Below are 18,318 nucleotides of genomic sequence, written 5' to 3' on the forward strand. Positions count from 1 at the left end.
TCGAAGTGGGTGACCTTAGCGCTGCCCGGTCTGGATCAGTTGCCGATCAATGCTTGCAGCTCACCGATCCGACGTTCCAGCAACCCGGAATCACCGCGTGTTTCCACATTAAGCCGCAGTAGCGGTTCAGTGTTCGAGCAGCGCAAGTTGAACCTCCAGTCGGTAAACTCCAGGCTCAACCCATCGGTTTCGTCCAGAGCCGGGCTTTGCGCCCGGTAGGCACCCAGGATCTCTCGAATTTTGGCCGGCGCGTCGGCGACCCGGAAATTGATCTCGCCGCTGCACGGAAACGCTTGCATTCGGGTGTCCACCAGCGCCGCTAGCGATTGACCGGTATCAGACAGGTGCTCGGCGATCAGTAACCAGGGAATCATCCCGCTGTCGCAGTAGGCGAACTCGCGAAAATAGTGATGGGCACTCATCTCTCCGCCGTACAACGCATCCTCTTGCCGCATCCGTTCCTTGATGAAAGCATGGCCGGTCTTGCTCAACACCGGTACGCCGCCCGCTGCCCGCACCTGCTCAATGGTATTCCAGGTGAGGCGCGGGTCGTGGATGATCTTGGCGCCTGGTTGACGTGCGAGCAGCGTTTCCGCCAACAGGCCCACCAAATAATAGCCTTCAATGAAACGGCCACTGGTATCGAAGAAGAAACAGCGGTCGAAGTCGCCATCCCAGGCCAAACCCAAATCGGCCCCGTATTCCCGCACCGTATGGGCTGTGGCGTCGCGGCATTCCGATAACAAAGGATTGGGGATACCGTGTGGGAAGGTGCCATCCGGCTCGTGATGGATCTTGATAAACTGAAACGGCAGGTGTGGTTCCAGCGCATCAATGATCGGTCCCGCCCCGCCATTACCGGCATTGACCACGATCTTCAGCGGCTTGAGCCGGCGCCTATCAATGTAACTTAACAAATGGCTAATGTAGGCGCTCTTGTCCGGTTGTTCGCTTAACGTGCCGCGCCGTTTAGATTCGATGATGTCGGTACGCGCCGCTATATCCCGCAGGGTGAACAGGCCGCTATCTCCGCTGATGGGCTTGGCGTGCTCACGCACCAGCTTCATGCCGTTGTAATCCATTGGGTTATGGCTGGCAGTCACCATGATCCCGCCATCTAATTGGTGGTGGAAGGTCGTAAAATAGATTTCCTCGGTGCCGCATAAGCCGATATCGAGGACGGTCACGCCACGGTCCAGCAGCCCACGCGCAACCGCCATACTCAGCGCCGGGCTGGTTAAACGCACATCATGGCCGACCGCCACGCGACGCGGCTGAAAGAGCATGGCATACGCTCGCCCGATGCGATAAGCGAGATCCTCATTCAGCTCGTCTGGTATACGCCCGCGAATGTCATACGCCTTAAAACACGTTAGCTGTGTCATGATATGCCTCACCTATTCCCGGCCATAGATATCTTCGAAGCGGACGATATCATCCTCACCTAGGTAGCTACCAGATTGTACCTCTATGATCTCTAATGGAATTTTTCCAGGATTGGTCAGTCGGTGCGGTACGCCGACGGGGATATAGGTGGATTGATTTTCCGTGAGCAGGAAGGATTCATCGCCACGATTGACCTGAGCCGTGCCGCTAACCACGACCCAGTGTTCGGCGCGATGGTGATGCATTTGTGAGGAGATGGAGGCGCCGGGCTTGACCATGATCCGCTTGACTTGAAAGCGGCGCTCCAAATCGATGGAATCGTAAAACCCCCAGGGCCGATACACTTTTCGGTGGCTACAGCCTTCCGGGCGCCGGCTAGTTTTAAGCCGATCTACGACCGCTTTGACTTCCTGCACCCGGTCCTTGCTGGCCACCAGCACGGCATCGGCAGTTTCGACCACCACCAGATCGTTTACGCCGACGGTGGCAACCAATCGAGTGGTGGCGTCCACGTAGATATTATGAGAATCGACCACGATGACATCACCACGCACAATGTTGCCTGCTGAGTCGCGCGCACTCACTTCCCACAATGCCGACCAGGAGCCGACATCATTCCAACCCACATCGAGCGGTAACACCACTGCGTGATCTGTTTTTTCCATGACCGCGTAGTCAATGGAATTCTTCGGACAGGCAGCGAATGCCTCACCGTCCAGCCAGAGAAAATCACGCTCAGCACGTCCGGCGGCCACCGCTTGTCGGCAAGCAGCCAAAATCGTCGGTGCGAAGCGTTCCAACTCAGTCAAAAACTCCGAGGCACGGAACATGAACATACCGCTGTTCCAGGAGTAGGTACCCGATTGCAAGTATTCTTGTGCGGTAGCTGCATCGGGTTTCTCAACGAAACGCTCAACTGCGCAGACCCCGGCTTCATCGAGCGCCGCGCCAGCCTTAATGTAGCCATAGCCGGTTTCCGGGGCGGTTGGCACAATCCCGAAGGTAATCAGGCGCCCGTCTTGGGCATGAGTCGCCATTTGCCGGACAGCGGCGCGGAAACCCTCGGTATCGGCGATCACATGATCGGCGGGAAGGATCAGCAAAATGGGGTCTTCGTCGTGCTGGCGGGCGTATAACGCCGCTGCCGCGACCGCCGGCGCGGTATTGCGGCCGACCGGTTCTAAAATCACCATCGGCGGGTGAATGCCTGATGCACGTAATTGCTCGGCCACCATGAACCGATGCTCTTGGTTGCACACCACCAGTGGCGCCGAGGTATCCGCGATACCGACGACCCGCAGCGCGGTGTTTTGCAACATGGTGCGCTCATCGACCAGAGGCAGAAACTGCTTTGGATAGACCTCGCGCGACAGTGGCCATAGGCGAGTGCCGCTGCCACCGGATAGGATAACCGGAATAATCATGGGTGTTGGCCTCGGCCAATGGCATAGTAGATAAAGCCCGCTGCACGCAGATCATCGGGATCGTAGAGATTGCGACCATCGAAGATCAGCGGTTGTTTGAGTCGCTCACGAATGGCGTCGAAGTCGGGGCTGCGGAACAGGCTCCACTCGGTGACGATCAGTAAAGCGTCGGCCCCGGTGAGTGCTACCATCGGGTCGGTGCACAAACGCAAATCGGGCCGCTCGCCATAGATGCGGCGGGTTTCGTTCATGGCAGCCGGGTCGTAAGCCTGGACCTGGCAACCGGCGTGCCACAAGGCTTCCAGTAGATTGCGACTGGGGGCTTCACGCATGTCGTCGGTACCTGGCTTGAAGGCCAGCCCCCATAGCGCAAACGTCAGCCCCGCCAACTCGCCCTTAAAGTGGCGGTGGATTTTCTCGAACAGGACGTTCTTCTGGCGCTCGTTAACGGCTTCGACGGCTTGCAGCAAATTGGCCTGATAATCGATAGAGCGAGCGGTGTATTCCAGCGCCTTGACATCTTTAGGAAAACAGGAGCCGCCATAGCCGCAACCAGGATAAATGAAGTGATAACCAATACGCGGGTCGGCGCCGATGCCGATGCGCACTTTCTCGATATCAGCACCCAGCCGTTCCGCGAGATTGGCGATTTCGTTCATGAAACTGATCTTGGTGGCCAGCATGGCATTGGCGGCATATTTGGTCAGTTCCGCCGAGCGAACGTCCATTTCGATCAGCCGATCACGGTTACGGTTGAACGGTGCATACAGGGTGCGCAACTGCACGGTGGCCCGCTGGTCATCACTGCCGACGATGATGCGATCCGGCCGCATGAAATCCTGAATAGCCGCGCCTTCCTTGAGAAATTCGGGATTGGAAACCACTGAGAAAGCAATCTCGCAGCCACGCTCGGCCAAAGCAGCGGCGACGGTAGCACGCACGACATCGGCGGTGCCCACCGGCACCGTGGACTTGTTGACGATGACTCGATAGCTTGCCAAATGTTGGCCGATGGAGCGCGCGACGGCGCGGACATGCTGCAAATCGGCAGAGCCATCCTCATCCGGCGGCGTACCAACCGCGATGAATTGGAACAAGCCATGGCGCACGCCATCCGCCACATCGGTGGTAAACCGCAAGCGGCCACTGGCCCCGTTACGCTGAACCAAATCATCAAGGCCCGGCTCGTGGATCGGAATCTCACCGCGCTGGAGTTTTTCGACCTTTTGCGGGTCCACGTCCACACATAGTACGTCGTTGCCGACATCGGCGAAGCAAGCGCCGGTAACCAGCCCAACATAGCCAGAGCCAAAGATCGTAATTTTCATGTGTTTACTACACTTGGATTGGGGATTTCAGGGATTGGGTCGGGATCAAGTGAAAGCGAGAACCGGTTTAAGCGAGCTGATACCCGTAAATGGTGCGTAATTTATCATACCGTTTGCTAAAAGAGCGGTTGTCTCGTCAGAGTGTCGCTGAGCCACACCACCCAGCAGCAGTTGGTCGCGATTCGTGAGCGAGCGCCGGTCAAGGCTTGGATTGATTTTTACGCCGTGACTGCTTTTCGAGGAATCTGAATCATGCAACAGATTAAGGTCGGATTGATCGGCTATGGCATGGCGGGGCGGGTCTTTCACGCCCCGGTGATCACGGCTGTTCCCGGGTTACGGCTGGCCAAGGTGGTTGAACGCCGTGCTGACACCGCGCGCGAGCGCTACCCGTGGGTCGAAATCGTCAGAGAGGTTGACGCTCTGTTGGGAGATTCAGGGATCGAGTTGGTGGTGATTGCCACGCCAAGTGCGTCGCATTTCGAACTGGCCGAGCGCGCCTTGCTGGCGGATAAGCATGTGGTCGTCGATAAGCCCTTCACGCTTACCGCGGAACAAGCTCAGCGCCTCATCGATTTGGGTGGTCGGCAAAACCGACTCATCAGCGCCTTTCAAAACCGGCGGTGGGACGGCGATTTTCAGACAGTGAGCGAGATCGTGCGCCAAGGCTATCTGGGGCGCCTGGTCGAGTATGAAAGCCACTTCGACCGCTTTCGAAATCATTTCAGTCCTGAGCGTGCCTGGCGGGAACAAGCTGGGCCGGGTAGCGGTATCTTGTTTGATTTGGGTACCCATTTAATCGACCAGGCGCTGGTGTTGTTCGGCTTGCCACACAGCGTGACCGCCGATATCCGTAGCCAGCGGGCGGCCGATCAGGCCGATGATCAATTTGAGCTGATCTTGCATTACGATGCTCTCAAAGTCACGCTGCGGGCTGGCTTATTGCTGCGCGAGCCAGGGCCTCGATTTGCTTTGCACGGCACTGAAGGCTCATTTGTGAAGTATGGAGTCGATCCCCAGGAAGATGCCTTGAAGCGTGGGCTGACCCCCGAAGGTACAGATTGGGGCGCGGAGCCGGAAGCGCAGTGGGGGGTTCTCAACACGCAAATCGGTGGTTTGCATTTTCGGGGCAAAATCGAAACCCGCAACGGCGACTATCGGCGATACTACGACAATATTTATCAGGCTATCGTCGGCCAAGCCGATTTGTTGGTCACGCCCGAACAGGCCAAACATACGATTCGCCTGATCGAATTGGCCAGACAAAGCCATTCGGAGCGTCGCACGGTCGATGTTTGCTGAGTGGCCAGGCGAAATTTGGCGCTACCATGGTGAACGGACTTCCGCTAGGCATCACTGATGATCAATTCGTTGTTATTCAATCCTTGCCGGGTGGCCATTCCAGTCACCTTCCTCAGCAGTCGCTGGGTACGACAAGCGTGGGATGGTGTTGATCCAAAACAAGTCTGGGATAGCCACGTCCATTTGGCGGGACTCGGTGACGGTGACAGCAGGATCGAAATTGGGCCGCAGTTGTCCTCGCTGTGGCATCCGCTGCATTACGCTCAGCGGCTTTTTTACCTGAATGCCGGTTGCGCGCACCGCGCTTCGGGACAAGTCGATGCTACCTACGCTGCCCGCTTATTGAATCTATGCGTGGCGATGCCAGTCGGATTTAAGGTGCTGTTGTTCGCGTTTGAACGTTTCCACGACGAGACAGGTCAGCCAGACAGTGCCCAGACGGCGTTTTATATCCCCAATGAGTGGGCAGCTCGGTTGGCGGCGGAATTTCCGGCTCACTTCGAATGGGCGGCGTCCATCCATCCTTATCGGGCTGATGCAGTCGATGCCCTACAGACGGCACTGGCACAGAATGCGTGTGCCATCAAATGGCTACCGGCTGCGATGGGTATGGACCCTGCCGCAAAACGCTGTGACGGTTTCTATCGGGCGCTGGCAGCGACAGGGACGCCGTTGATCATCCATTGCGGCGAGGAGAAGGCCGTGCGAGATTGTGGCACGGATCATTTGGGAAACCCTCTGCGGCTACGGCGTGCTCTGGATGCCGGGGTCCGCGTCATCGTCGCTCATTGCGCCTCATTGGGCCAGGATATTGATCTGGATCAGGGCGAACGTGGGCCGCGCCGAGCGAGCTTTGATCTGTTTTTGCGCCTTTTCGAGGAATCGCGGGCAACCGATTTGCTTTATGGGGATATTTCCGCGATTACTCAATGCAACCGTAAGTTGACCGTCATTCGCACTCTGCTGGAACGTAATGATCTACATGATCGCCTGTTACACGGCTCGGATTATCCGTTACCTGGTATCGTACCGCTGACATGGCCTGCTGCGCTGGCTCGAAACGGGTTGTTGCCGACCGACGCTGTGCCGGACTTGTGCGCTCTGCGGGAGCACAATCCGCTGCTTTTTGATTTCACCCTAAAACGCCTGCTCTGCTGGCAAGGGCACTGTTTTCCGGCGACCGTGTTTCACACCCGACCTTTTTTCCAACAAAGAAGGGCTATCGGGTGAGAGGTTAATTTGTATGCACAGTGGGGTAGATGAGGCCACATTAGTCGAATACAGATGAGGCAGCGCATTCCGCTTTAAGCGGTCCCGATGGCCCACAACCTCTTTGAGGAGATCACCTATTCCGATCAAAGACGGTAGTATCAATCCCAGCTTGCGCTTTAACGCAAGCTGACGATCCCAACGTACAGCCAGTGCAGCCGGACAGCGCTGTGGGTGGCACCGCCGCCGCACCACCCTTCTTTCGGCAATCGTTAGCAAAAGACCGTCGTATCGGGATATAGGGCTTTAACAAGGCTAACCCGGCAATGGCCACGATCAGTAGAGCCAGCGCGTCTTGCCACATCTCAACCTCCTCCCAAGGCTAGCGCAATCCGATAGGTGAAAAAGGCGGCGAGATAGGCCAACGCCATCAGATAGACGAACATGAACGCAGCCCAACGCCAGGAATTGGTTTCACGCCGGACAGCCGCCAGCGTCGCCAGGCATTGCGGGGCGAACACGTACCACGCCAGCAGCGAGAGTGCGGTCGCCAGCGTCCAGTGTTGGGCCAGCGTGGCGGACAAGGCTTCCGTAACCGCCCCCTCGTCACCGCTCAGAGCATAAACCGTACCGAGCGCTGCGACAGCTACCTCGCGCGCCGCTAGCCCTGGCACCAGGGCGATAGCAATCTGCCAGTTGAAGCCGATGGGCGCCAGCAGCGGTTCCAATCCACGCCCGATCATGCCGGCGAAACTGTAATAAATCGCCGGTTCCGTTGCTCCCGTCGGCGGTGCCGGAAAGGTCGAGAGAAACCAGAGAATGACCATCAGGCTCAGGATAATGGTACCGATCCGCCGCAGGAAGATTTTCACCCGATCCCACAAGCCGAGTAGCACGTTGGCCGGATTGGGCCATTTGTAGCTTGGCAATTCCATCAACAATGGTTGTCGGCCACCTTTCAGCAGCGTTAAGCGCAGCACAGCCGCCACCACCAAGGCGCCGACGATGCCGGTTGCGTACAATCCGAACATCACCAGACCCTGCAAGCCGACGCTGCCCCATACCAGCGTGTCGGGAATAAAGGCGGCGATCAACAGGACATAAACCGGTAGGCGGGCCGAGCAGGTCATCAGCGGTGCAATCAGGATGGTGACGAGACGATCCAGCGGATGAGAGATCGCACGGGTGGCCATGATGCCGGGAACGGCACAAGCGAAGCTGGAGAGTAGAGGAATGAATGCACGACCGTTCAGACCGGCCGCGCTCATCAGTCGATCCATGAGAAAGGCGGCGCGGGTCATATAACCCGAATCTTCCAACAGCAGAATAAACAGAAACAGGATCAAAATCTGCGGCAGGAAAATCACCACGCCGCCGACACCGGCCACGATACCATCCACCAGCAGGCTCTTAAGCAGGCTCTCCTCCATGTGCGCGTTAAGCCACTGCTGCAAAGTTACCATGCCACCATCGATCCAATCCATCGGGGTTGCCGCCCAACTGAAGACCGCCTGGAACATCAGAAACAGCAGGGCAAGCAGAATCACCGGGCCGGCGATAGGATGCAGCAGCACCCGATCCAGTTGGCGAGTGAAGCGCGCTGGCGTACCTTCCTCCACCATCGCTTGCCGCAAGACCCGTTCCACTTCCCGGTGATAAGCGCGAATGGCATCCACTGAAGGTTCTTGCCAGCCGTCGATGGTACGAGCGCCATCGCTAGCCAATCGCTGCCGCAACAGGGCATCGATCTGGCCGAGAAGATTTTGCACACCGCTCTTGTGCATAGCGACCGTCGTGACTACTGGAATACCCAGTTCACGCGATAGCGCATCAATGTCGATCCGGCAGCCGCGCTTTTGGGCGATATCCATCATGTTGAGCGCCAAAATCAGTGGCCGACCCAACGGACGCAATTCCAACAGCAGCCGTAGATGCTGGTTCAGATTGGTGGCATCGGTGACGCAGACGATGGCATCGGGCAGGGTTTCCTGCTGCTGGCGACCGAGCACCACATCACGGGTAATGGCTTCATCCGGGCTGCGGGCGCGCAGACTGTAGCTACCCGGTAAATCAAGCACTTCGACCGAATGCTCATCAGGTGTTCGCAGAAGACCGCTTTTTCGCTCGACGGTCACACCGGGATAGTTAGCGGTTTTTTGCCGGCCACCCGTCAGTGTATTGAACAGCGTGGTCTTGCCGCTGTTTGGCGGGCCGACCAAGGCAATGCGGGCTGATCTCAATGCTTCCACAGTCAGCGTTCCGGCGGTCACGACGGCGCATACTCCAATTCGACCGCACCCACCGACACAGCCGGATCACCCAAGGGGCCGACCAGGACAGCATTAGCCTCACAACAGCGCAAGGCGACAGTCATGGTTTGGTTGATACGTACCGCCAGCGGATCGCGCCGCAGCCAGCCGTGATGTAATACCTCGATACAGGCGCCTTCTACAAAGCCCATTTCCAACAGACCGCGCTCAATATCACGGTCACTCCCGCTGACGGCGAGAATGCGGCCCACGCTACCCGGCCGCATCTGCCCTAAGGGTTGCGTGAAACCCAGACCCACCGTGCAGCCCAATTCAAAAGCACGGCGTTCTGATGCTTTGAGCGCGTTCATTTACGGATTCCCCACCGACGTTCTATTCTGGCCCGGTGCACGCAACATCTTGTCAACCTCATCCTTGTGAGTCAGTTCTTCGGCAATGAGTCGGCGAGCGTATTCTTCCAGGCGGACATCCTGGTCGCACACACAATCCAGTAGCCGGTAATAGGCATCAAGTGCCGCTTGTTCGTGCGCAAGGGATTCCCGCAAGATATCGCCGATATCATGCTGTTCGGTTTCCAGCAGCGGCCCGATGCCCAAGGAAGGGTGGCCGCCCAGGCCGGTGATCAACTCGCCGGCTTGCCGAGCATGGAGCAGACTTTCATCAGCCTGGGAATTGAGCCAGCCGACGATGGGAAGTCGGTTATACCCAAACACCATCAGTGCGTAATGGGTATAGCGCACCACGCCGGCCAGCTCCAATTCCATGATTTGATTGAGGATGCTGATCGCCTTACTTTTATCGATTTCTTCATTCATGGGCCTGCCACCTTTGAAAATGGGAGAGAGTCGTCTTAAATGGCCGGGACAGCACATAATAGTTGAGCAGCCCAGGAGGTTATTCTTTGCGTATTTTGAATGGATTATAAGAAAAATGAGAATCATTCTCAATAAAAAATTGTCCAAGAGGCTGCCGATTTGCTGCACCGGATGGGTGGGTGAGAGCACTAACCATTCGTGGTGCTTGACAGGGATTAACCAATGAAATCGAAACCTTCCGATGCAAACCGTTCAGCGGCCGTCATCGCCTACCACCAGGCCAGCAAGCATCACCTGGAGCGCTACGCGCCCGGACCTGGCGGATTGGATTGGGCCAACCAACCCGATCCGTTCCGCCATTTTACCGGGGCGCCGCGAATTGAACTGCCGTTGCGGGCTGATTCCCTGCCGACCCCATTCGAAGCCGTGCGCCGGGGCGAGCGGCCGGCGCCTTTTGCGTTGGAGCGGGATTCGCTAGCGATCCTGTTCGAGCTGTCGCTGGGTTTATCGGCCTGGAAGCAGCACGGCGGTTCGCGTTGGGCGCTACGTTGCAATCCATCAAGCGGCAACTTGCATCCCACCGAAGGTTATTTGATCTGCCCTACCCTCCCTGGCTTGATCGCCGGTGTCTATCACTATCTGAGCCACGATCACGCGCTGGAACAGCGCGCCGCGCCGGGTTCAACAAGCTGGAGCAGCGCATTGCCCGGTGGTGTAGTGGTGGCGCTGAGTAGTATCCACTGGCGGGAAGCCTGGAAATATGGCCTGCGCGCCTATCGCTATTGCCAGCACGATGGCGGCCACGCCATCGCCGCCATCAGCTACGCCGCCGCCGCGTTGGGCTGGCGGGCGCGACTGCTTATCGATTGGGGCGATGACGCGCTGGCCGGATTGCTGGGACTGAATCGGGCGGATGATTTCGCCGCCGCCGAGCCGGAAGCGCCCGAAATCGCGCTATGGGTCGGCCCGGAACCATCGCCGCTCGATCTGTCGGCTAACTCGCTAGCAGACGGATTAACCTTCCTGGGCCGGGCCAACCGGTTAAGCCATTCCCAGCGGGAATGGCCTGGCATCGCTGATATCGCCGTAGCCGCTCACCGGCCAAACGTCTCACTCACGCCCCCTTTCGAGCCACCAACGTATCCTCCATTGAGCGAATCAGGCTGTGTGGCCAACGCTGCGGCGTTGATCCGCCAGCGGCGCAGTGCGACTGCTTTTGATGGATTAACCAGCTTGCCGAGGGAGAACTGGCTGGCCATGCTCGACGCGCTGCTGCCGCGTCGCGATGTACCTCCACTCGATACCTGGCCGCAAAGGCCGCGCGTGCATCCGCTGTTCTTCGTCCACCGGATCGCTGGCATCAGCCCTGGCCTTTATCTGCTGGTACGATCCCCAGAAGTGCTGCCGCAATTGCGTGCGGCGCTACGCGGTGACTGGGAATGGTCGCTGGCTACAGCCGATTTGCCGCTCTATCGGCTCACCGCAGGCGATAGCCGTGACGCCGCCCAAACGATTTGCTGTCATCAGGAGATTGCAGCCGATTCCTGCTTTGCCGTGGGCTTTTTGACCGAGTTTGCCGACCCTCTACACGATGCACCGTGGCGGTACCGAGAATTGTTTTGGGAAACGGGTCTGCTGGGGCAAATTCTTTACTTGGAAGCCGAAGCCAGTGGTCTTCGCGCGACGGGTATCGGTTGTTTTTTTGATGATGCCTTGCACCGACTGCTGGGATTAGATGGCTTGGCGTGGCAATCACTCTATCACTTCACCGTCGGTGGGCCGGTCGAGGACCGGCACTTGCAAACCTTGCCACCCTACGCTCATTTACACCGATTCAGCTAAAGGGAAAAGAGGGTTGATTCCCTTGTTTTCCCTGAAGATCGTATTAAGTTTGTATATAAAAGACTCGGTTTGCAGTAGTATGTCCTCTAGGTGGAGAAAAAATCAGTTTGCTGTTAAGTTTGCTTAACATATTACCAAAATAGCTATAGCATTCAACAACCAGCATATATCCTGCTCCTAGTAAACGTATTGATTTAAAAGCTGCTTTCCGCTACAGCTGTTCATCGAAACTGCTTCCCGCCAGATTTGTGGTCGGCTTTGGTTTTTTCTAAAGCCATATAAAAAACCAAAAGAAAAGCGTTAATGACGGTATCCGTCTTAAACCGTTTGCCGAGGGGGTGAGTAAAACACCTTCTAATGACGCGACCAGCTCTCGCCTACTCGTATCAAGATCGGCGGCTTGACCATGAATGATACTTTATTGCGGCAGTTAGAACTCAAGGCAGCCCTTCGAGACGCGCTCGCGCGCACCGAGTTCGAGCTAGTCTATCAGCCAGTCATGAACCTGTGGACCGGAGCCATAGTGGGTGTCGAAGCATTGCTGCGGTGGCGGCACCCCACGCGGGGCACCGTCTCACCCGCTGAGTTCGTGCCGTTGGCTGAGGAGATCGGCGAGATAACCCAGATTGGCTATTGGGCGCTGCGGGAAGCGTGCCAACAGATTGCTAATCTTCACCGCCGCACCGCTGTCTCTTTGCAAGTGGCGATCAATCTCTCAACGAGTCAGTTGCAAGATCCTGGATTAACTCAATGCATCAGCGCGGTGCTGGCGGAAACCGGCCTTGCACCTTCCGCGCTCATTTTGGAGATCGCTGAAACGGCGGTGATGCAAGATCCCGAATCGGCTATTGATCACGCCCATACATTGAAAACCACGGGCGTACGTCTGGCGATTGACGACTTTGGTGCCGGCCAACTCTCCGCTGACCATATCCGCCGTTTCCCAGCGGATATCTTGAAAATCGATAAATCGGTGGTGGATGGGATTGGCGCTCAAGGAGAAGGGCAGGCACTCACTACGAGTTTGATTGACTTAGCCGCAACTCTTAAGCTGCGCTCAGTTGCCGAAGGCATCGAACGTATTGAGCAACTGGACCGTTTACGAGAACTGGGTTGTGATTTCGGTCAGGGGTATCTTTTTTCAGCCGCTGTCGAAGTTCACCAACTGGATCGGCTGGTCAGTCAAGGTGGCCGCTGGCCACGCAATCATCTGGGCAATGGGGGACCCAGCAATAATCGTCCAGCGTGATGTTGATGATGGGCGATCATCGCTGATTCGTTGGGCGCTGCGAGGGAGCTTAAACTTGCTCATGCAAACCACACTCGCGCTTGAGACCGAAGAAGCGGGTCTCCTCTGGGGTCATGCCATCCACCAAGCGTCGGGTCGTATGAACATCGCCGATAGAGACATAGCCCTGTTCCCATAATGGGTGATAGGGCAAATCGTGTTGGCTCAAATAGCGGTAAACGTCACGGTCAGTCCAGTCAATCAGCGGATGCACTTTGCAACGGCCATTGCGCCATAACAGCACATCAAGGTGCTGGCGGCTCTTTGCCTGCTGTCGCCGTAACCCGGAGATCCAGGCCAGCGCTGCCAATTCCTTAAGAGCGCGTTGCATCGGCTCTACCTTGTTCATGTGGTTATAGCGTTCAATCCCTTCTAAACCCTGTTCCCACAGCTTGCCGTAGCGGGCTTCTTGCCAGGCCGGCCCATACGGCGCCCGATAAATCTGTAGATTCAGCGCTAAGCGTTCAGCGAGTTCGTCAATAAAGCGGTAAGTTTCTGGAAACAGATAGCCGGTATCGATCAAGACCACAGGGATATCAGCGTGTTGAGCAACCACCATGTGCAAGCAAACGGCAGATTGAGCGCCAAAACTGGATGTCAAAACCACACGACCGGGGAAATTTGCCAGTGCCCAGGCAACGCGCTTTTCGGCGCCGGAACTTTCCAGTTCACGATTCATCGCCTCAAGATCGAACCACGGACTTGGGTCTGCTGCCGATGAGTCCGGCTGCACTATCGCTTGCGTCATCGCCTGTGTGCCTTTTCTTGGCCGATTACCAACAATAATGCCAGTAAATTTAACTTTACGCTTTTGCTAAACTAACAATGAATTGATAAACCTAAAAGGAATTAATATCTATATATTTATGCTGATTAATTCTTAAATAGTGACCTATGCTGACGGTCAACGCTCGTCGGCCGAACCCGATGATCGAATGATGCCAGCGCGACCCCTCTCCGCTTCTCCACTGTCCCTTGCCCCGCCGCTCGCAATCAGTTTGCGCAGCGCACACCTAACCTACGGTGGCCTTGTCTTATTTGACGGCCTTGATCTTGAATTGCCTGGTGGTGTCTTCACCTGTCTGCTCGGCCCTAGCGGCATCGGCAAAAGCAGCCTATTGCGCCTGCTGGCGGGCTTGACCTCACCGGGTGTCAGTGGTGACTTGCGCGGGAGTGATGGCCGGGGGTTAACGGGTCGGGTGGCCTATATGGCGCAGCAGGATTTACTATTACCCTGGTTGAGCGTGCTGCAAAACGTCACTCTCGGTAGCCGACTGCGCAGCGAACCAGCGAATCGGGGTCGCGCACTGGATTTGTTGGCACAGGTGGGGTTAGCAGACAGCGCGTTGGTGCGCCCGGACACCCTATCCGGTGGGATGCGCCAGCGGGTGGCGTTGGCCCGCACTCTGATGGAAGATCGGCCGTTGGTGTTGATGGACGAGCCATTTTCAGGGTTGGATGCCCTCACCCGTCTGCGCCTGCAAGCACTGGCTGCCGAACTATTGGCCGGACGCACGGTCTTGCTGGTCACTCATGATCCGCTGGAAGCCTTACGGTTGGGCGAGCAGATCTTAGTGATGAATGGCCGGCCCGCCACCTTAAGTGCATTGCCCGATCTGCCGGGCGCACCGCCCCGCGATCCAGGCGACCCGGCTCTACAAGCGGCTTATCGGGCCATCCTGCGACGGCTGGAAGCCCAATGAAAAGTCTGGGGCGTTTGCTCTCGACACTGGCTGGTTTACTGGCGCTTTGGCAAGTAATCGTGACCTTCGGCGAATTGCCGCCTTATATCCTACCCGATCCATTGGCAGTCATATCGGTATTATGGAAAGATAGCGGGCCATTGCTCTATCATGCTGGAGTGACAGGGCTGGAAATCATTCTCGGCATGGTATTTGGGACGCTGTTGGGCTGTGCGAGCGCTCTGCTGTTGAGCTATTCACAACATGCTCGGCGCTGGCTGTTGCCGATGCTGATCGCTTCGCAGGCCATCCCGGTCTTTGCTATTGCGCCACTATTGGTGCTGTGGCTGGGCTACGGCATGGGTTCCAAAATTGCCATGTCGATGCTCATTATCTATTTTCCGGTCACAGCAAACTTTTATGATGGCCTGCGCCACACGCCGCGTGGCTGGTTGGATCTCGCTCGTGTGATGCTTCCCGGATCGCAACCTGGATCGCATCGCTGGGCGATCCTGCGCCACATCGCCATTCCCGCCGCGTTACCAGCGCTTGCCTCCGGTCTCAGGGTGGCAGCGGCGGTGGCGCCTATCGGCGCGGTGTTGGGGGAATGGGTCGGTTCCAGTGCTGGTCTGGGCTATTTGATGCTCCATGCCAACAGCCGAATGCAGGTCAGCTTGATGTTCGCTGCTTTATTCGTGCTGGCCGCCCTGGCGGTCCTGCTTTATTTTTTCGTCGATGCCGGCTTGAGACGGTTGCTGCCATGGCATCCCATCACGCCCACAACCGATCCCGAAACCTACTGAGCTGAAGCAATGATTATGCATAACCTGTTACGCGCTATAGCCCTATTGCTCGGATTGGCCGCGCTGGCGCCCAATCTCTGGGCGGCCACAGATCCCGATCCCGCCAACAAAAAACTGACCGTCATGCTCGATTGGTTTGTCAATCCCGATCATGCTGCCTTGATCATCGCCCAGGAAAAAGGCTTCTTCGCCGCGCAGGATTTGGAGGTGGAGCTGCAAACGCCTGCCGATCCCAACGACCCGCCGAAACTGGCAGCCGCCGGTAAGGTCGATTTGGCGGTCAGCTATCAGCCGCAACTGTTTCTCCACGTTAACGCTGGGCTACCGATCAAACGTATTGGCACTCTAGTTGCCACGCCGCTCAATTCTTTAGTGGTGCTTAAGGATGGCCCGGTGAAAAGCATCGCCGACCTTAAAGGCCACAAGATTGGCTATTCGGTCGGCGGTTTTGAGGAGGCCTTGCTGAAATCCATGCTAGCCAAGGCCGGGTTGAAAATCGAAGATGTGACCCTGATCAACGTCAATTTCGCCCTGTCGCCGGCGCTGCTCTCGAAGCAGGTGGATGCCGTTATCGGTGCATTCCGCAATTTTGAGCTGAATCAGCTTGATTTAGCTAAAAAACCCGGCCGGGCCTTTTATCCTGAAGAAGAAGGTATTCCACCCTACGACGAGCTTGTGCTAGTGGCAAACCGCGAGAAGCTTACGGATGGCCGTTACCGGAAGTTCCTGACGGCTCTGGAAAACGCCACGCTGTACCTTCTCAATCATCCCGATGAATCCTGGAAAGCGTTTATCAGTAAGCACAAGGACTTGGACGATGAACTTAATCGTCGCGCTTGGCGTGATACCTTGCCTCGGTTGGCGCGGCGGCCAGCGGCGCTAGACGAAAGCGGTTACAAGCGCTTTGCCCAATTTCTCCTCAAGCAGGGGGTGCTCAACGTCGCCTTACCTGTCTCGAACTATGCCGTACAACTGCCGTCACCGGACTGAAGCGGCCCTTTAGATTCTCCTGCTGTGCTCCGGCTTGGTGCCCAAGATGGGCTGCCGGAACTGAGAAGTGAATCACCATGCGCTACGCGGAAACCTTCGATGTGATCGTCATCGGCGGTGGCCATGCGGGTACCGAAGCCTGCATGGCTGCTGCACGAATGGGCGCCAACACGCTGCTGCTGACTCATACCATCGAAACAGTGGGCGCCATGAGTTGCAACCCGGCAATCGGCGGGATTGGTAAAGGACACCTGGTCAAGGAGATCGACGCGCTGGGCGGCATCATGGCACAAGCCGCCGACCAAGCCGGCATCCAGTTTCGCATCCTCAATAGCCGCAAAGGGCCGGCGGTGCGCGCGACCCGTTGCCAGGCGGATCGGGCGCTCTACAAAGCAGCGGTGCGTCGCTTCATCGAGAATCAGCCGAACTTGCGGGTATTCCAGCAAGCCGCCACCGACCTGATCGTTGAAGGTGAACGCATCGCCGGTGTGGTGACCCAAAGCGGTATCCAATTCGCAGCGAAAGCGGTGGTTTTGACCGCCGGTACCTTTTTGGCCGGCCGGATTCATGTCGGCATGGCGCACTACGAAGGCGGCCGGGCGGGTGATCCACCGGCTAACGCGCTGGCTGGCCGGTTGCGGGAATTAGCGCTGCGAGTGGGTCGGCTGAAAACCGGCACTCCACCGCGTCTGGACGGGCGGAGTATCGATTTCTCGCAGATGACCGAACAGCCCGGCGATCTGCCGTGCCCGGTGTTTTCCTATCGGGGGTCCGTGGCCGAGCACCCCCCACAAGTGTCCTGCTGGATCACGCACACCAGCGAGCGCACCCACGATCTGATTCGCGGTGGCCTGGATCGCTCACCGCTCTTCGCCGGCGTCATCGAAGGGGTTGGTCCACGTTACTGCCCCTCTATCGAAGACAAGATCCACCGCTTCGCCGATAAGGCATCGCATCAGGTGTTTCTAGAACCGGAAGGCTTGCAGACCCACGAGTTTTATCCAAACGGCATTTCCACCAGCTTGCCGTTCGATGTGCAGTTCGATTTTGTCAGATCGATCAAGGGTCTGGAACATGCGCATATCACTCGGCCCGGCTACGCTATCGAATACGATTTTTTTGATCCACGCGATCTGGAGTATTCGCTGCAAACCCGTGCGCTGCGGGGGCTGTTCTTCGCCGGCCAGATCAATGGCACCACTGGCTACGAGGAAGCGGCCGCCCAAGGGTTGCTGGCTGGGATTAACGCCGGGCGCTTCGTGCGCGATGCGGAGCCATGGTGGCCGCACCGTGATGAAGCTTATCTGGGCGTGTTAATCGATGACCTGATCACGCGCGGCGCCAGTGAACCGTACCGGATGTTTACCAGCCGCGCTGAACACCGCTTGCTGCTGCGGGAAGATAATGCCGACCTGCGACTCACTGAAACCGGCCGCCGCCTGGGTGTGGTGGACGACACACGTTGGCAGGCCTTTACCACGAAGCGTGACGCCATCGCGCGGGAAACGGAGCGGTTGCGCGAGATCTGGCTGCGGCCGCAGCAGTTTGCTGATGCCCAGCTACAGCAGGTGCTGCAAGGGCCGCTGGCCCGCGAAAGCCGCGCCGCCGACCTGCTGCGGCGACCGGAAGTCACTTACACGGGCCTGATGAGCTTGCCCGGTATCGGGCCGGGAGAATCTGATCCCCAGGTTACCGAGCAGGTGGAAATTCAGGCCAAGTACGCAGGCTACATCGACCGGCAATACGTTGAGATTGAACGCCAGCGCCGCCACGAAGAACTGAAACTGCCCAGCGATTTTGATTATGCCCAGGTCCATGGTTTGTCGCGCGAGGTTAGCGAAAAATTGAGCCGTCATCGGCCCCACACGCTCGGACAAGCTGGCCGTATTCCCGGCGTAACCCCGGCCGCCATTTCGCTGTTGCTGGTGCATCTTAAACGCGGCAGTGGCCGCAGCCGCCACACGATGGGCTGACAGTAA

Annotated in this window: 16 protein-coding genes; 8 read left to right on the plus strand and 8 right to left on the minus strand. The window is 57.3% G+C overall.

The annotated features are described in order from the left end of the window. Window positions 1-35: 35 nt before the first annotated feature. From BN873_RS03325 to BN873_RS03335, 3 genes are read right to left on the minus strand one after another with little or no spacing between them, the layout of a single operon-like run. Entirely contained in the window at window positions 36-1,385 is a 1,350-nt protein-coding gene (locus BN873_RS03325; RefSeq protein WP_048670590.1) for a phosphohexomutase domain-containing protein, read from the minus strand. A 12-nt stretch (window positions 1,386-1,397) separates the two neighbouring features. Then, window positions 1,398-2,810: a mannose-1-phosphate guanylyltransferase/mannose-6-phosphate isomerase gene (locus BN873_RS03330; RefSeq protein ID WP_048670591.1), complete on the minus strand. Its 1,413-nt coding sequence runs from the start codon at window positions 2,808-2,810 to the stop codon at window positions 1,398-1,400. Next, on the minus strand, window positions 2,807-4,138 hold the full coding sequence (locus BN873_RS03335; RefSeq protein ID WP_048670593.1) for a UDP-glucose dehydrogenase family protein: 1,332 nt from the start codon (window positions 4,136-4,138) through the stop codon (window positions 2,807-2,809). The genes BN873_RS03330 and BN873_RS03335 overlap by 4 nt, the downstream gene beginning before the upstream one ends. 249 nt (window positions 4,139-4,387) lie before the next feature. Between BN873_RS03335 and BN873_RS03340 the strand changes: the two genes are divergently transcribed. Continuing rightward, window positions 4,388-5,440, plus strand: coding sequence for an oxidoreductase (locus BN873_RS03340; RefSeq protein ID WP_048670595.1), 1,053 nt, complete (start codon window positions 4,388-4,390; stop codon window positions 5,438-5,440). 57 nt (window positions 5,441-5,497) lie between these two features. Next, window positions 5,498-6,670, plus strand: coding sequence for an amidohydrolase family protein (locus BN873_RS03345; protein WP_053085216.1), 1,173 nt, complete (start codon window positions 5,498-5,500; stop codon window positions 6,668-6,670). A gap of 112 nt (window positions 6,671-6,782) precedes the next feature. Here BN873_RS03345 and BN873_RS03350 read toward each other — a convergent pair whose 3' ends face one another. From BN873_RS03350 to BN873_RS03365, 4 genes are read right to left on the minus strand one after another with little or no spacing between them, the layout of a single operon-like run. Further along, window positions 6,783-7,013 (minus strand): hypothetical protein, encoded by a 231-nt coding sequence (locus tag BN873_RS03350; RefSeq protein WP_048670597.1) that lies wholly within the window; start codon window positions 7,011-7,013, stop codon window positions 6,783-6,785. A gap of 1 nt (window position 7,014) precedes the next feature. Further along, window positions 7,015-8,919 (minus strand): ferrous iron transport protein B, encoded by a 1,905-nt coding sequence (gene feoB, locus BN873_RS03355; protein WP_048670599.1) that lies wholly within the window; start codon window positions 8,917-8,919, stop codon window positions 7,015-7,017. Continuing rightward, window positions 8,916-9,269, minus strand: coding sequence for a FeoA family protein (locus BN873_RS03360; RefSeq protein WP_082161068.1), 354 nt, complete (start codon window positions 9,267-9,269; stop codon window positions 8,916-8,918). Before BN873_RS03360 ends, feoB begins: the two co-directional genes overlap by 4 nt. After that, window positions 9,270-9,734, minus strand: coding sequence for a ferritin-like domain-containing protein (locus BN873_RS03365; RefSeq protein ID WP_048670601.1), 465 nt, complete (start codon window positions 9,732-9,734; stop codon window positions 9,270-9,272). 222 nt (window positions 9,735-9,956) lie between these two features. Here BN873_RS03365 and BN873_RS03370 point away from each other — a divergent pair, with 222 nt between their 5' ends. Next, on the plus strand, window positions 9,957-11,576 hold the full coding sequence (locus BN873_RS03370) for a nitroreductase family protein (RefSeq protein WP_048670603.1): 1,620 nt from the start codon (window positions 9,957-9,959) through the stop codon (window positions 11,574-11,576). A gap of 406 nt (window positions 11,577-11,982) precedes the next feature. After that, on the plus strand, window positions 11,983-12,825 hold the full coding sequence (locus tag BN873_RS03375; protein WP_048670605.1) for a putative bifunctional diguanylate cyclase/phosphodiesterase: 843 nt from the start codon (window positions 11,983-11,985) through the stop codon (window positions 12,823-12,825). Between the two features lie 49 nt (window positions 12,826-12,874). Here BN873_RS03375 and BN873_RS03380 read toward each other — a convergent pair whose 3' ends face one another. Continuing rightward, window positions 12,875-13,612, minus strand: coding sequence for a phosphoadenylyl-sulfate reductase (locus tag BN873_RS03380; protein ID WP_048670607.1), 738 nt, complete (start codon window positions 13,610-13,612; stop codon window positions 12,875-12,877). A gap of 190 nt (window positions 13,613-13,802) precedes the next feature. Here BN873_RS03380 and BN873_RS03385 point away from each other — a divergent pair, with 190 nt between their 5' ends. The 4 genes from BN873_RS03385 to mnmG all read left to right on the plus strand — a co-directional run bounded on the left by BN873_RS03385 (window position 13,803) and on the right by mnmG (window position 18,312). Beyond that, window positions 13,803-14,567 (plus strand): ABC transporter ATP-binding protein, encoded by a 765-nt coding sequence (locus tag BN873_RS03385; protein WP_048670736.1) that lies wholly within the window; start codon window positions 13,803-13,805, stop codon window positions 14,565-14,567. After that, window positions 14,564-15,349: an ABC transporter permease gene (locus BN873_RS03390; protein ID WP_048670609.1), complete on the plus strand. Its 786-nt coding sequence runs from the start codon at window positions 14,564-14,566 to the stop codon at window positions 15,347-15,349. The genes BN873_RS03385 and BN873_RS03390 overlap by 4 nt, the downstream gene beginning before the upstream one ends. A gap of 9 nt (window positions 15,350-15,358) precedes the next feature. Further along, window positions 15,359-16,339: an ABC transporter substrate-binding protein gene (locus BN873_RS03395; protein WP_102046983.1), complete on the plus strand. Its 981-nt coding sequence runs from the start codon at window positions 15,359-15,361 to the stop codon at window positions 16,337-16,339. A gap of 77 nt (window positions 16,340-16,416) precedes the next feature. Further along, on the plus strand, window positions 16,417-18,312 hold the full coding sequence (mnmG, locus tag BN873_RS03400; RefSeq protein ID WP_048670611.1) for a tRNA uridine-5-carboxymethylaminomethyl(34) synthesis enzyme MnmG: 1,896 nt from the start codon (window positions 16,417-16,419) through the stop codon (window positions 18,310-18,312). Window positions 18,313-18,318: the final 6 nt, after the last annotated feature.

Origin of the sequence: Candidatus Competibacter denitrificans Run_A_D11, from assembly GCF_001051235.1 — a bacterium.
Taxonomy (GTDB): Bacteria; Pseudomonadota; Gammaproteobacteria; order Competibacterales; family Competibacteraceae; genus Competibacter_A; species Competibacter_A denitrificans.

What these genes read in the sequence shown, in the direction of transcription:
- BN873_RS03345 (WP_053085216.1), top strand. Translation starts at nt 5,498, where the DNA reads ATGATCAATTCGTTGTTATTCAATCCTTGCCGGGTGGCCATTCCAGTC.
- BN873_RS03380 (WP_048670607.1), bottom strand. Translation starts at nt 13,612, where the DNA reads ATGACGCAAGCGATAGTGCAGCCGGACTCATCGGCAGCAGACCCAAGT.
- BN873_RS03385 (WP_048670736.1), top strand. Translation starts at nt 13,803, where the DNA reads ATGCCAGCGCGACCCCTCTCCGCTTCTCCACTGTCCCTTGCCCCGCCG.
- BN873_RS03370 (WP_048670603.1), top strand. Translation starts at nt 9,957, where the DNA reads ATGAAATCGAAACCTTCCGATGCAAACCGTTCAGCGGCCGTCATCGCC.
- BN873_RS03365 (WP_048670601.1), bottom strand. Translation starts at nt 9,734, where the DNA reads ATGAATGAAGAAATCGATAAAAGTAAGGCGATCAGCATCCTCAATCAA.
- mnmG (WP_048670611.1), top strand. Translation starts at nt 16,417, where the DNA reads ATGCGCTACGCGGAAACCTTCGATGTGATCGTCATCGGCGGTGGCCAT.
- BN873_RS03335 (WP_048670593.1), bottom strand. Translation starts at nt 4,138, where the DNA reads ATGAAAATTACGATCTTTGGCTCTGGCTATGTTGGGCTGGTTACCGGC.
- BN873_RS03375 (WP_048670605.1), top strand. Translation starts at nt 11,983, where the DNA reads ATGAATGATACTTTATTGCGGCAGTTAGAACTCAAGGCAGCCCTTCGA.
- BN873_RS03390 (WP_048670609.1), top strand. Translation starts at nt 14,564, where the DNA reads ATGAAAAGTCTGGGGCGTTTGCTCTCGACACTGGCTGGTTTACTGGCG.
- BN873_RS03350 (WP_048670597.1), bottom strand. Translation starts at nt 7,013, where the DNA reads ATGTGGCAAGACGCGCTGGCTCTACTGATCGTGGCCATTGCCGGGTTA.
- BN873_RS03330 (WP_048670591.1), bottom strand. Translation starts at nt 2,810, where the DNA reads ATGATTATTCCGGTTATCCTATCCGGTGGCAGCGGCACTCGCCTATGG.
- BN873_RS03395 (WP_102046983.1), top strand. Translation starts at nt 15,359, where the DNA reads ATGATTATGCATAACCTGTTACGCGCTATAGCCCTATTGCTCGGATTG.
- BN873_RS03360 (WP_082161068.1), bottom strand. Translation starts at nt 9,269, where the DNA reads ATGAACGCGCTCAAAGCATCAGAACGCCGTGCTTTTGAATTGGGCTGC.
- BN873_RS03325 (WP_048670590.1), bottom strand. Translation starts at nt 1,385, where the DNA reads ATGACACAGCTAACGTGTTTTAAGGCGTATGACATTCGCGGGCGTATA.